This window comes from Sneathiella glossodoripedis JCM 23214 (assembly GCF_000616095.1).
GTDB lineage: Bacteria > Pseudomonadota > Alphaproteobacteria > Sneathiellales > Sneathiellaceae > Sneathiella > Sneathiella glossodoripedis.
The window spans coordinates 250508-262725 of the sequence record NZ_BAMS01000003.1; the positions used below are offsets into that span (position 1 = coordinate 250508).

At 46.7% G+C, this 12218-nt stretch carries 11 protein-coding genes; 8 read left to right on the top strand and 3 right to left on the bottom strand.

Going from position 1 to position 12218, the window contains the following annotated elements; translation table 11 throughout:
- Positions 1–6: 6 nt before the first annotated feature.
- The 4 genes from JCM23214_RS13450 to JCM23214_RS13465 all read left to right on the top strand — a co-directional run bounded on the left by JCM23214_RS13450 (position 7) and on the right by JCM23214_RS13465 (position 4459).
- On the top strand, positions 7–1149 hold the full coding sequence (locus JCM23214_RS13450; protein ID WP_025899394.1) for an aromatic ring-hydroxylating oxygenase subunit alpha: 1143 nt from the start codon (positions 7–9) through the stop codon (positions 1147–1149).
- Between the two features lie 78 nt (positions 1150–1227).
- Positions 1228–1839, top strand: a complete 612-nt coding sequence (locus tag JCM23214_RS13455; protein WP_025899395.1) for a 2-hydroxychromene-2-carboxylate isomerase — start codon at positions 1228–1230, stop codon at positions 1837–1839.
- Complete coding sequence (locus JCM23214_RS13460) at positions 1836–2531, top strand: glutathione S-transferase N-terminal domain-containing protein (RefSeq protein ID WP_025899396.1); 696 nt, start codon at positions 1836–1838, stop codon at positions 2529–2531. The genes JCM23214_RS13455 and JCM23214_RS13460 overlap by 4 nt, the downstream gene beginning before the upstream one ends.
- 155 nt (positions 2532–2686) lie before the next feature.
- Complete coding sequence (locus JCM23214_RS13465; RefSeq protein WP_025899397.1) at positions 2687–4459, top strand: bifunctional diguanylate cyclase/phosphodiesterase; 1773 nt, start codon at positions 2687–2689, stop codon at positions 4457–4459.
- Between the two features lie 15 nt (positions 4460–4474).
- Here the strand turns inward: JCM23214_RS13465 and JCM23214_RS13470 are convergent, their stop codons facing one another.
- Positions 4475–5884 (bottom strand): FAD-binding oxidoreductase, encoded by a 1410-nt coding sequence (locus JCM23214_RS13470; RefSeq protein ID WP_025899398.1) that lies wholly within the window; start codon positions 5882–5884, stop codon positions 4475–4477.
- A gap of 4 nt (positions 5885–5888) precedes the next feature.
- Positions 5889–6848: an L-threonylcarbamoyladenylate synthase gene (locus tag JCM23214_RS13475; protein WP_025899399.1), complete on the bottom strand. Its 960-nt coding sequence runs from the start codon at positions 6846–6848 to the stop codon at positions 5889–5891.
- 121 nt (positions 6849–6969) lie between these two features.
- On the opposite strand from JCM23214_RS13475, the gene JCM23214_RS25575 reads away from it, so the two are divergent.
- The 4 genes from JCM23214_RS25575 (at position 6970) to JCM23214_RS13490 (ending at position 10779) form a co-directional block, all read left to right on the top strand.
- The gene (locus tag JCM23214_RS25575; protein WP_234397733.1) at positions 6970–7356 is read left to right on the top strand and encodes an acyl-CoA dehydrogenase N-terminal domain-containing protein; all 387 of its coding nucleotides are present in this window, start codon (positions 6970–6972) and stop codon (positions 7354–7356) included.
- Positions 7245–8768, top strand: a complete 1524-nt coding sequence (locus JCM23214_RS20855; protein ID WP_234397753.1) for an acyl-CoA dehydrogenase family protein — start codon at positions 7245–7247, stop codon at positions 8766–8768. Before JCM23214_RS25575 ends, JCM23214_RS20855 begins: the two co-directional genes overlap by 112 nt.
- Positions 8769–8868: 100 nt before the next feature.
- Positions 8869–9930 (top strand): MBL fold metallo-hydrolase, encoded by a 1062-nt coding sequence (locus JCM23214_RS13485; protein ID WP_025899400.1) that lies wholly within the window; start codon positions 8869–8871, stop codon positions 9928–9930.
- Positions 9931–9981: 51 nt separating this feature from the next.
- Positions 9982–10779, top strand: coding sequence for an enoyl-CoA hydratase (locus JCM23214_RS13490; protein WP_025899401.1), 798 nt, complete (start codon positions 9982–9984; stop codon positions 10777–10779).
- Positions 10780–10831: 52 nt separating this feature from the next.
- On the opposite strand, the gene hemA is transcribed toward JCM23214_RS13490, so the two are convergent.
- Positions 10832–12043: a 5-aminolevulinate synthase gene (gene hemA, locus JCM23214_RS13495; protein WP_025899402.1), complete on the bottom strand. Its 1212-nt coding sequence runs from the start codon at positions 12041–12043 to the stop codon at positions 10832–10834.
- Between the last annotated feature and the right edge of the window lie 175 nt (positions 12044–12218).

The following is a 12218-nucleotide window of genomic DNA, read 5'->3' on the forward strand; positions in this document are numbered from 1 at the left end:
GACATTATGAAACGTGAAAAAGAAATCGAACTCTTGAAACGTTGTGCGGGTCTGCTCGCTGAAAATAGCCGGGAAATGGCAGATGAAGAAGGGGGGAGTAGGCCAGATATATATCTTTCTCAAGATCGGTTTGAGAAGGAAATGAAGAGCTTTGAGCGCTTTCCTCTTATGGTAGCTCACAGCTCTCAATTACCGGAAAATGGGAGTTATCTGGCGTTGGATTGGCTGGGTGGCTTTCCGCTTTTGCTCACGCGGGATATGGACGGGGAAGTGCACGCCTTTGCCAATGCCTGCCAACATAGAGGAAGCCCACTTGCTCAAAATGGGTGTGGTCAGGCTCGTCGGTTGATGTGCCCGTATCATGCTTGGACATATGATATGGCGGGGCAGTTAAAGTCTGTTCCACATAAATCAGGATTTCCCTCCCTTGATCCAACAAAAGTTAAACTGAGTGAATTGCATGCGAGTGAATTTGGTGGATTTATTTGGGTTCAGAAAAGCGGGGATACAAAACTGGATGTAGGCGAGCATCTTGCGGGTTTAGGAGATGATCTTAAGTGGATTAATGCAGCCGATCATGTCCTTTTCGCTGAAGAATCTCGTATCTGGAATAGTAATTGGAAATTTATTGTCGAAGGAGGGCTTGAATCTTACCATTTCAAGATTGCACATCGTGATACAATTGCCCCACTGTTCAATGACACTCTATCGGTTTTCGATGAATTTGGACCTCATTTCAGATCTGTTCTGACAAAAACCAGTTTGAAGCAACTTCAGGAAATCGATGAAGAAAACTGGCAGATCCGTGAAACAGCGAACGTATTGTATAGCTTTTATCCGTCAGCCTCTCTTTTATTGCAGCCGGATCATTTCGCTGTCATCGATGCGATACCTCTCTCCCCTAGTCAGACACATATTTCAGTTCGGACATTTGTTCCCAAAGGTTCGATGGAGACTGAAAAATCAAGGGCACACTGGCAGGCAAATTTTGATTTCACACGTGATACATTATTGGAAGATTTTGAACTGGCGGTGCAAATTCAAAAAGGTCTGCAAAGCGGCGCGACGAAACAGTTTCGGTTTGGCCGTTTTGAAAATGCGTTGACCCGCTTTCACCAGATAAACGAGCAGATGATTTCAAAGGAATGATTGCGAAATATCACCAAAATCAGTAGCTTTTCATCTAAACTGGGCGCGATAAGCAAAAAATGACAAGGAGGCTCCCTAATGACAAAGCTTGAATTTTTCTTCGACTGCTCCAGCCCGTGGACTTATCTGGGGTTTGAAGGGCTACAGGATTTGATAGAACTGTATCCTCAGGTGGATGTGGTCTATAAGCCTTTTCTTGTTGGCGGGGTATTCAATGCCGTCAATCCGTCCGTATATGCAAATCGGGATAACCCTGTTCCCGCTAAACAGGCATATTCCAAAAAAGACATGCAGGATTGGGCGCAATTGCAGGGAATTAAAATTGGCGAACCACCTGTCTTTCCCGTAAACAGCGTGAAAGCGATGCGTGGTGCGTTCGTCGCCATTGAAGAAGGTCGTCTTGTCGCTTATGCAAGGCGGGTATTTCAAACATATTGGGGTGAACTTCAGGATATATCGCAGGACGAAGTCCTGTCACAAATTGTGAAAGAAGTTGGGCTCGATGAAGACAAATTTTTTTCGAAAATCAATGATCAGGCTTATAAGGATAAGCTTCGCGATACTACGGAAGAGTTGATTAAACGTGGAGGGTTTGGCTCTCCAACTATCTTTCTGGATGAGGAGGATATGTATTTCGGAAATGACCGTCTGCAGTTGATTGAAGCCAAGCTGATGGAGTTGCCGGAATGATAGAATTATATTACTGGCCAACTCCAAATGGATGGAAAATATCCATAGCACTTGAAGAAATGGGGTTGGATTATCGCGTTATTCCAGTGAATATTGGACGTGGGGATCAATTTAAAAGCGACTTTCTGGCAATCAGCCCCAATAACAGAATGCCCGCAATCGTTGATCTGGATCCGGAAGATGGTGGGGAGCCCGTGTCCGTATTTGAAACTGGGGCGATACTGGTTTATCTGGCTGAAAAAAGCGGAAAGTTCCTGCCAAGCGACATTCGTGGCCGCAAGGAAGTCATGGAATGGCTCATGTGGCAAATGGGCGGACTTGGTCCCATGTTGGGCCAAAATGGTCATTTCAAATTTTATGCACCGGAAAAAATACCTTACGCGCAGGAACGCTATGGAAATGAAGTGTTGCGTTTGTTTGGGGTTCTGGACAGGCGGCTCGAAGGGCGTGAGTTTATTTGCGGCGATTATTCGATCGCAGATATGGCGTGTTGGCCATGGATCATCACGTACAAGCGGCAGGAAATTAATCTGAACAATTTTCCAAATGTAAGGCGTTGGTATGATCAGCTTAAACAGCGTCCTGCATTGCGTAAAGGCTACAAGGTCGGTTCTGAACTCGGTAAGCCAACTGGAAAATGGGATGACGAGGCCCGCAAATACCTGTCGGCTCAGGCCACAGCACCAAAATAAAAGGAAGTTGGGGGTGTTTCCTTAAAAAAGAGGGTATATTCCAAATTTGCATTTGGCGCGGGCTCGAATTCCTCCTACACTAAATATGCAAAGAACCGGATTAAAAATTTGATTCTTTGCGGTTGCGTCATATTTAGTAAGTGTTGGTATTCGGAATGTCATCCGTCAGAATAAACCTGCCTGGTCAGGAACAGATTAAAGTATCACCCGAAAAAACAGAGAAACTGTTGAGGGCGATTTCAAAAATGCAGGCGTGTCGTCATACGCAAACATTTTACCGCACAACACTGTTCGAACTTTGCAATGTGTTCGAAGACATAGAGTATTGCGCTTTTCTGCTTGAAGATAATAGCGGGTCGGGGTTTCGGGTTGTCGCGAAAAATGGAGACGTGCCCCATAAAATCCCAGCCGAAGAAATTTCACTACTCAAACAATGTCTGCAAAGCCGCCAGTCAGTTTTTACCCAAAATATAGCCGCCCTTGCGTTAGTCGGGGACGACCATCGTTACGGCGCCATTTTGGTGAAATCGGAACGAAACTGGAAGTCGGAAGATTTTCGTCTGCTTCGGCAATATGCAAATAACGCAACACGCGGTTTTGAAACCGCACAGCTTCTGGAAGAGGCAGAAGAACTTGCTTTTCAAGACCGACTGACTCATCTGGAAAATCGTGTCAGTTTTAAAAAATCTGTTTCAAGACGATTGATGCAATGCAGGGAAAAAGGATCCTTTGCAGTTGTTCAATTTGTTCTGGATAATCTGTCGGAACTGAATATAGCTCTAGGATACGCTACTGGTGACGAGCTAATCTGTCAGGCAGCAGAAGAATTGACAAAGCTATTTCCCAGCGCTGTTTCAATTGCACGAACTTCTGGAAACGGCTTTGCCGTATGTGTTGATCTTGAAAGCGAAGATGATTTTCTCGTGCTACCGCATTTGATTAATGATTTATTCGATTTGACGTTGCCTGATAAATACGGCTTGCCGCATCTTTCGCCGACAATCGGTTTAACCCGCTACCCGCAGGATGGGGATAACGCAGACAAGTTATGGAAGAATACCAGTACAGCGCTTGCAAATGCGAACAAGCTGAAAACAAACAATTATTGTTATTATGATAACCAGATTGAGGTTGAAATTCACGGAAGAGTAACGCTGAATCGCGCCTTGCGTGAAGGTTTGGGAAAGAAACAACTGTCGCTCAACTATCAACCGCAGATCAGTCTGTCCTCAGGGCGTATGGTAGGGGCGGAAGCGTTACTGCGTTGGAAACGCGACGGCGGTGAGTATGTGCCCGCGGATACCTTCATTCCTATCGCAGAAGCGTCTGGTCTGCTCGGACCAATTAGCGAGTGGGTGATTGAGGAAGCGTGCAAGCAGCGTGTTGAGTGGACGCGTCAAGGCGTGCCCGAATTTCCTGTTGCTGTGAATATCTCACTGAATGAATTTCAGAGTGAAGATTTTGTCCCTTTGGTGCAAAGAATTCTAAACGAAACGGGGATGCCAGCTCAATTACTGGATATTGAACTGACTGAAAGCGTGATCATGGAAGATCGCGGTCAAACAAAACGCAATATGGAACGGTTGAAGGAATTGGGTGTTCGTCTGTCCATTGACGATTTTGGAACTGGATACTCTTCGCTTAGTTATTTAAGCCATCTTCCTGCGTCGGTTCTGAAAATTGACAAAAGTTTTGTGGATGGAATTGTACAAAATAAAAATGATGCGGCTATTGCAATGACCATTATTTCGCTGGGATATAATCTTGGAATGAAAATTCTGGCGGAAGGCGTAGAAAACAAAGAACAGATCGAATTTTTGAAAAAAGCAGGCTGCCATGAAGCGCAAGGATTTACGTTCTCGCGCCCGGTAAAGCCACATATGATCCCGCAATTGGCGAGGCGTCAAGATTACCTTAACGTGTCATAACCTGACTTAATTGGTCTATATATCTGGTAATACCTTGCCGGGATTGAGAAGATTATCAGGGTCCAGCGCCTGTTTGATTTTTCGCATCAGGTTGATTTCTATGGGCGACTTATAACGTGCAATTTCATTTTTTTTCATTCGCCCAATGCCATGCTCTGCACTAATGCTACCGTCAAGTTCATGGGTGATGTCATGGACAACGCGGCTTACTTCTTCCCATTTATTCAGAAAATCCTGTTTGTCCATGTCAATCGGTTGCAGTGGATTGTAATGTAGATTTCCGTCTCCCAAATGGCCGAATGTCACGGGCCGAAATCCGGGAATGATTTTTTGAAGAGCTGCGTCTGCGCGTTCAATAAAAGCGGCGATATTTGCAATGGGGACTGAAATGTCATGTTTAATACTGCCGCCTTCCGGTTTCTGTGCACCGGAAATTTCCTCGCGCAATGACCAAAGTTTTTGTTGTTGAGATACGCTGGCCGGAATAACTGCATCCAGAACATCGCCTGTTTCAAATCCTGCCTCCAGGATGCTTTCCATCAACGCACTTAGATCACTGGTTGCACTCGATGACAGTTCTATAAGCACCTGCCAGTCATACCGCGCAGGCATCGGATCATTAAAATCCGGTACGTGCTTGCAAACCAGATCTATGGCTATGCGCGGAATCAATTCAAGGGCAGTTACCTGATCTCCGCTCATTTTTCGGGCTTGGGATAACAACTTGATTGCTGCATGGACGCTCGGTACCGCGACCATTGCAAGTTGCTGATATTTTGGGCGCGGGTACATTTTGACAACTGCGGCAGTCACAATTCCCAAAGTTCCTTCACCGCCAATGAAAAGCTGTTTTAAATCGTAACCGGTATTGTCTTTGCGAAGTCGGGTAAGTCCGTTCCATACATTGCCATCAGCAAGGACAACTTCCAGACCCAGAATTTGTTCCCGCGTATTGCCATAATGTAATACCTGTACGCCCCCAGCATTTGTCGAAATGTTGCCGCCAATCTGGCAGCTACCTTCAGAGCCAATGCGCAAAGGAAACATATGATCATTCTCTTCGGCTACTTTTTGCAAATCTGCAAGTATGCATCCCGCTTCTACTGTGAGGGTGCTGCCTTCCAGATCAATGTCCCGTATTTTATTCATGCGTTTGAGAGATATTATGACTTCATCACCCTGATCAAACGGGATACTGCCGCCAACAAGGCTTGTGTTACCACCTTGCGGTACAATGGGCATTTTGTGTGCAGCGCATATCTTAACAACAGCAGCAACTTCTTCTGTTGATTTAGGAAAAATGATGGCGCGTGCTCGCCCTTCATATTTATCTCGCCACTCTGTTAGATAGCCCTGCATATCAGATTCGGCGAGCAGTATGTTTTTACCGCCAACGATCGTCTCAATTTCTGTTTCAAAACTCATGGAGCTAACCTCTGGGTGCTGCTGCACGTTTTAGTCTGTCATTTATCGCAACCCCAAGTCCCGAATTGGGAATAGGGGCAAAGGCAATAGCTTTGTATTGGTTTTTGTTTAGATCATGCATTAGTGAAAAAAGACGGGCTGTGGCTTCCCTCAGATCTGCCGAGGCACTGAGGTTAGTGGTTTCAAATTCAGCTGTTCCCGGGCCGAAACCAACGAAAGCCTCTCCCTCTTTTTTGTCAGTTGCCATGAGCCGGACCGGGCAGTCTGGAGCGTAATGACTGAGAAGCATACCGGGGCTGGTTATGGAGCTGTCTTCACCTGCAAACTGAACAGGATGCTGACTATAGGGTGCGAGGTCTTCGTCCGTAACGCCGCCCGGACGTAATATTGTAATAACTCCGCCAGTGGTGCTAATGACTGTGCTTTCCACGCCCACAGCGCAATCCCCGCCATCCAGTATCAAAGCAACTTTTGAGCCAAGACCCTGTGCAACATGTTGGGCGCTAGTCGGACTGATTTGCCCGGATGGATTGGCACTGGGTGCCGCAACCGGCCTCTCTGTTTCTTCAAGAAGGCGTCGTGCGGAAGCCGTAGATGGGATCCGAACAGCTAGCGTATCCAAGCCAGCGCTTGCCAGTCGGGAAATAGGGCAGTTGTCTCTTCTGGGCAACACCATGGTTAAAGGGCCGGGCCAAAACGCCGCGGCAATTTTGAGGGCCGTGTCGTTAAATTTCACCAGGCTTTTTGCGATCTCGATTGACGGGACATGAACAATCAGTGGGTTAAAAGAAGGCCTTCCCTTTGCTTCAAATATCTTTGCGACAGCTACGTCATTTGTGGCATCTGCACCAAGACCGTAAACAGTTTCAGTCGGGAAAGAGACCAGCTTCGCCTCCCGCAACAGTAAAGCCGCTTCTCTGATGGATTGCTCAGTAATTGGTTTGACGTTCGACTTTTCAGACATAGATACCCTAAGAGCAGGTGCATATTTCACCTGAAAACTATTATAAATATGTTTTTGTTGAAGCTCTTAATATGGCATAACAGCCGCATAATCGATATGTAATTTTGAAAAGGAAATTTCGATGGGCGAATATAAAGCTCCACTGAAGGATATGGATTTTGTCCTGAACCATGTGGTTGGTCTTGATGAACTGTCCCGGATGGATGCCTTTGCACATGCCGAAAGTGATGTTGTCGCGGCAGTATTGGAAGAAGCCTCCAAACTTGCGGGAAATGTACTCTCCCCGTTAAACAAGGCAGGTGATTTGGCGGGAACGTCAGTAAAAGATGGCGTTGTGACTTCGCCTGATGGATGGCAGATGCTTACCGTCAGTTTGCTGAAGGCGGCTGGAACGGAATTGCAGGGCCGGAAGAGTTTGGCGGCGGCGGCATGCCTCAAGCGGTTGCTCTGGCAAGTGTGGAGATGTGGAATGCATCGAATATGGCTTTCGCACTTTGTCCTCTGTTGACCCAAGGCGCGATAGAGAGCCTTATCGCACACGGAACTGAAGAACAGAAAAAGACCTATCTTGAAAAACTGGTCACTGGTGAGTGGACAGCGACCATGAACCTGACCGAGAGCCATGCTGGATCTGATGTCGGTGCGCTGAGAACAAAAGCTGAGCCTGCGGATGACGGTAGTTGGCGGATTTCCGGCCAAAAGATTTTCATCACATATGGTGAACATGAAATGGCCGACAATATCATCCATCTGGTACTCGCGCGGACACCAGGGTCACCAGCAGGGACAAAAGGTATTTCTCTTTTCATTGTCCCCAAGTTTCTTGTGAACGAAGACGGGTCGCTTGGTCGCCGTAACGATCTGCGGTGCGTATCAGTTGAGGAAAAAATTGGTATTCACGCAAGCCCAACCTGCGTCATGTCCTACGGCGATAACGGTGATTGTGTCGGCTATCTAATTGGCGGTGAGAATAATGGCATGGCCTGCATGTTCACGATGATGAATAATGCTCGTCTGAATGTTGGACTGCAAGGGCTTGCAATTGCTGATAGAGCTTATCAGCAAGCCGTTGAATATGCGCTAGAGCGTCGGCAGGGTCGGGCAGTGGGAACCCCAAAAGGGGAAAGTGCCCCAATCGTAAAACATGCTGATGTCCGTCGGATGCTGATGACAATGCGCTCCTACGTAGAAGCTATGCGTTGTCTGGTTTATTTAAATGGAGCTGCCCTCGACAAAGCCCACAATCACAGTGACGAAACTGTGCGAAAAGAAAGCATGGGGCTGGCAGAGCTGCTAACTCCGTTGTCGAAGGCCTGGTGCACTGATTTGGGTGTTGAATTGGCATCCACAGCGGTTCAGGTCCATGGCGGTATGGGCTTTATTGAGGAAACAGGTGTTGGGCAATATTATCGCGATGCCCGTATCCTGCCAATCTACGAAGGGACCAACGGGATTCAGGCTCTGGATCTGGTTGGACGCAAGCTTGGGCTGCAAGGTGGTGAACCTGTTCGCAAGTTGATTGCTGAGATGGATGAACTTGCTCACGGTTTAAATGGTGACAATGATGATTTGAGTGTCATTTCACGGCAACTTGGCGTTGCGGTGACCGCGCTTAAAGAGGCAACTGACTGGATGTATGCGAATGCGCCGAATGATCCAAATGCTGCACCAGCTGGAGCAACACCATATTTGCGCATGTTCGCGACTACCGTAGGTGGATATTTATTGGCCAAATCTGCGAAAAAAGCGCTGGAACTGAAAGCTGCTGGTGATGCAGATGTTAAATTCCTGGATGCAAAAGTGGTAACCGCCAAATTCTTTGCAACCCAAATCCTGCCCCAAGTGGCTGCTTTGCTCGGGCCGGTTACCGAAGGTGCTGATTTGTTGTATGCCATTGAGGAAGATGATCTGGTCGCCTGATATTGGCTATTGGTTGACGTTTACGTAAACTCAACTAAACTCATATACAAAGAGTATGGCGGCTTTTGCCGCCATACTTGTCTTATGTCAGGAAAAACAAATGAATAATAAACAGGAAATGACATACCCGCTGGGAACACGTCCCGGGGATGGAGAAGCATTGGAAGTTTGCGACGGCGTTTTGTGGGTTCGAATGCCCATACCCTTCAAAGGCCTTGATTATATTAATCTGTATCTGATTGAAGATGACGATGGCTGGACGATGGTTGATTCAGGTTATAACTCTGAAGAAATCAAAACTCTTTGGGTGCAGATTTTTGATAAATACCTGAAGGGAAAACCCGTTACTCGGTTGATTTGTACGCATTTTCATCCTGACCACATGGGTCTGGCCGGTTGGGTTTGCGAATATTGGTCGATTCAACTGACGATGACATTCGGTGAGTGGACTTTTGGCCGGATGCTCTATCTGGAATCCGGTGGTGAGGTTCCGGATCACCTGATTGAATTTAACAAGAAGGTGGGCTTCACTGAAAACATGTTGAATATGGTGCGCAAAGGCGGATTTAGCTTCTTTAAAAACGCTGTGCATAATTTGCCACCCAGCTTTATCCGTATTGAAGATGGGCAGGAAATTTCAATAAGCGGGAATAGCTGGCGTGTCATTGTTGGCAAGGGCCATTCTCAGGAGCATGCGTGCCTGTATTGCGAAGACAAAGGGGTCCTGATCTCTGGGGATCAGGTGTTGCCGCGCATTACACCACATATAGGAGTGTATGTGTCAGAGCCATCTGCCAATCCGCTGGAGAAGTTTCTCAATAGTATTGATAAGTTGTCGAGCCTTCCTGAAGAGACCCTCGTCCTGCCCGCACATAATGATGTATTCATTGGCCTACATAATCAGTTGATTTATTATCGTGAACATCATGCTGAACGTCTACTCCGCCTGAAGAACGCTTGTGGATCACCTAAAACAGCTTTTGACCTACTGCCTATTCTTTTTGAGCGTGAATTGAGCGAAAACAATCAACGTCTTGCAGTGGCAGAAGGTTTGGCTCATTGCCATTACCTTGTTGGTACCGGAGAGCTCGAACGGATAACCGGTGCGGACGGTGTTTGGCGTTTCCAGATTGCGCAGAATGTTAAAACAGCAGTTGCCTGACGACTGAATGGAAAAAGAACTCAAAACAATAACAAAGAAGGAGTTTTAAAAATGAGTGAGCACTTACTGCTAGAGAAAAAGGGAGCGATTGCAACGCTCACCATGAACCGGCCGGAAAGCCGCAATGCCCTCTCCGTTCAAATGCGCGAGAAATTGTTTGAATCGATGCAGGATATCGAAACAGATGACTCCATTCGATGTGTCGTCGTAAAAGGGGCGGGTGATCACTTTATGGCTGGTGGTGATGTGATTTCGTTTGCCGAAATCGCGAAAAAAGATCCGGATGAGCGTCAAAAGATTTTTGAAAACCGAATTCACGGTCTACATCCAACCATCTTTACAATGCGCCGAATGCAAAAGCCCATTATTGCCAGTGTTCAAGGCGCCGCTGCTGGGTTCGGGCTTTCGCTTGCAATGGCATGCGATATGGTGATTGCTGCTGATAGCTCATTTTTTACTCTCGCCTATATCAATATCGCAACTACGCCAGATGGTTCGGGTACTTATTCGCTGCCTCGAATAGTGGGATTAAAAAAAGCGATGGAAATTGCCATGCTTGGTGATCGATTTGACGCGGCAGAGGCGCAGCGTCTTGGGTTGGTGAATTTTGTAGTACCCTCGGCAAAGCTGGAAGAAGAAACGGATAAACTTGCCAAGCGTCTTGCTGCCGGACCTACAGTTGCAATTGGGCGGACCAAGCGTTTGATGCATGAATCCCTTGTCAATGATATGGAAAAACAGCTTGCGCTTGAAGCCGAGAATTTTGCGGCCTGCGCGCGTACCGACGATTGGGCAGAGGGTATTTTCGCTTTTGGTGAAAAGCGGAAGCCTGAATTTAAAGGAAAATAAAATTGGCTAGGCTGCAATAAAACGCAGCCTTTTCATTTTGGGGTTTGCAGGGTCAGGCGGCCTGGCGAAGGCCGAGCCGACTCCACACCTCTTTCAGGGCATGAACAAGCGCCGTCATCATTTGATCATCGTGCAGAGGAGAGGGCGTAATCCGCAAACGTTCTTCACCGCGTGGTACAGTTGGAAAATTGATCGGCTGAATATATATGCCATAATCGTCGAGCAGCATATCACTCGCCTGTTTGCAAAGGGCTGCATCGTAAACCATGACAGGGACAATATGTGTTGGTGTTTGCATTACCGGCAAACCCGCTTCTCGTAACAAGGATTTTAGCGTTGCAGCACGTTCCTGATGAGCGGTTCGTTCAACCTGACTATTTTTCAAGTGACGCACACTTGCGATAGCCCCGGCACTGATCACCGGCGGTAGAGATGTTGTGAAAATAAATCCCGAAGCGTAAGAGCGTATGGCATCTACGATGTTTGTGCTGGAGGTAATAAATCCACCGACAATGCCGAACGCCTTGCCAAGAGTACCTTCCATAATCGTTATGCGATCCATCAAGCCTTCTCGCTCGGCAATACCGCCGCCTCGTGGACCATAAAGTCCAACGGCATGGACTTCATCCAGATATGTGATTGCATTATATTTATCGGCCAAATCGCAAATTTCTTTCATTGGCGAAATGTCACCATCCATCGAATAGACGGATTCAAAAGCGATTACTTTTGGACGGTTTGGATCGATCGTTTTCAGCTTGGCTTCTAGATCGGCTACATCATTGTGGCGAAAAATCATTTTCTCGCAGCCTGAATGGCGTACACCGTCAATCATTGAGGCGTGGTTCAATTCATCTGAGAGAATAACAGCACCGGGCATTAATTTTCCAAGCGTGCTGATCGTTGCATCATTTGATACAAAGCCGGATGTAAAAACCAGTGCGCTTTCTTTGTTATGAAGATCTGCCAGCTCTTTTTCCAACTCGCAAATTAGATGGGTATTACCTGAAATATTTCTGGTGCCACCGGCGCCGGCGCCATATGTGTCCACCGCTTCTTTCATTGCGGCCAGCACTTTTGGGTTTTGACCCATACCCAAATAATCGTTTGAACACCAGATTATGACTTCACTGGTCCCGTGTTCAGTATGTTGGGTCGCACGAGGAAAGTCTCCAGCATGGCGTCCCAGCTCTGTGAAGACACGATATCTATTTTCTGATTTGAGATTTTGAATGGCCTGCTCGAACACATGTTCATAGTTCACTGTCATGCCTTCAATATCCTTCTCTAGCCACAGAATACTTTTTTATTAGTAGTTAATCATAAAAGATTTATAAATGTTGAATAGCCGACAACCCACCTCCATATCAAGAGACAAATAGTCGCATCACGGACTAATCATCTATTTTAAGAGCGGGCTATACCTAATTTGGCGTATA

Bases quoted from the DNA above. Each gene is read 5' to 3' on its own strand.
- JCM23214_RS13465 (WP_025899397.1), top strand. From the start codon at position 2,687: ATGTCATCCGTCAGAATAAACCTGCCTGGTCAGGAACAGATTAAAGTA.
- JCM23214_RS13450 (WP_025899394.1), top strand. From the start codon at position 7: ATGAAACGTGAAAAAGAAATCGAACTCTTGAAACGTTGTGCGGGTCTG.
- JCM23214_RS13470 (WP_025899398.1), bottom strand. From the start codon at position 5,884: ATGAGTTTTGAAACAGAAATTGAGACGATCGTTGGCGGTAAAAACATA.
- JCM23214_RS13490 (WP_025899401.1), top strand. From the start codon at position 9,982: ATGAGTGAGCACTTACTGCTAGAGAAAAAGGGAGCGATTGCAACGCTC.
- JCM23214_RS13455 (WP_025899395.1), top strand. From the start codon at position 1,228: ATGACAAAGCTTGAATTTTTCTTCGACTGCTCCAGCCCGTGGACTTAT.
- JCM23214_RS13475 (WP_025899399.1), bottom strand. From the start codon at position 6,848: ATGTCTGAAAAGTCGAACGTCAAACCAATTACTGAGCAATCCATCAGA.
- JCM23214_RS13485 (WP_025899400.1), top strand. From the start codon at position 8,869: ATGAATAATAAACAGGAAATGACATACCCGCTGGGAACACGTCCCGGG.
- JCM23214_RS13460 (WP_025899396.1), top strand. From the start codon at position 1,836: ATGATAGAATTATATTACTGGCCAACTCCAAATGGATGGAAAATATCC.
- JCM23214_RS25575 (WP_234397733.1), top strand. From the start codon at position 6,970: ATGGGCGAATATAAAGCTCCACTGAAGGATATGGATTTTGTCCTGAAC.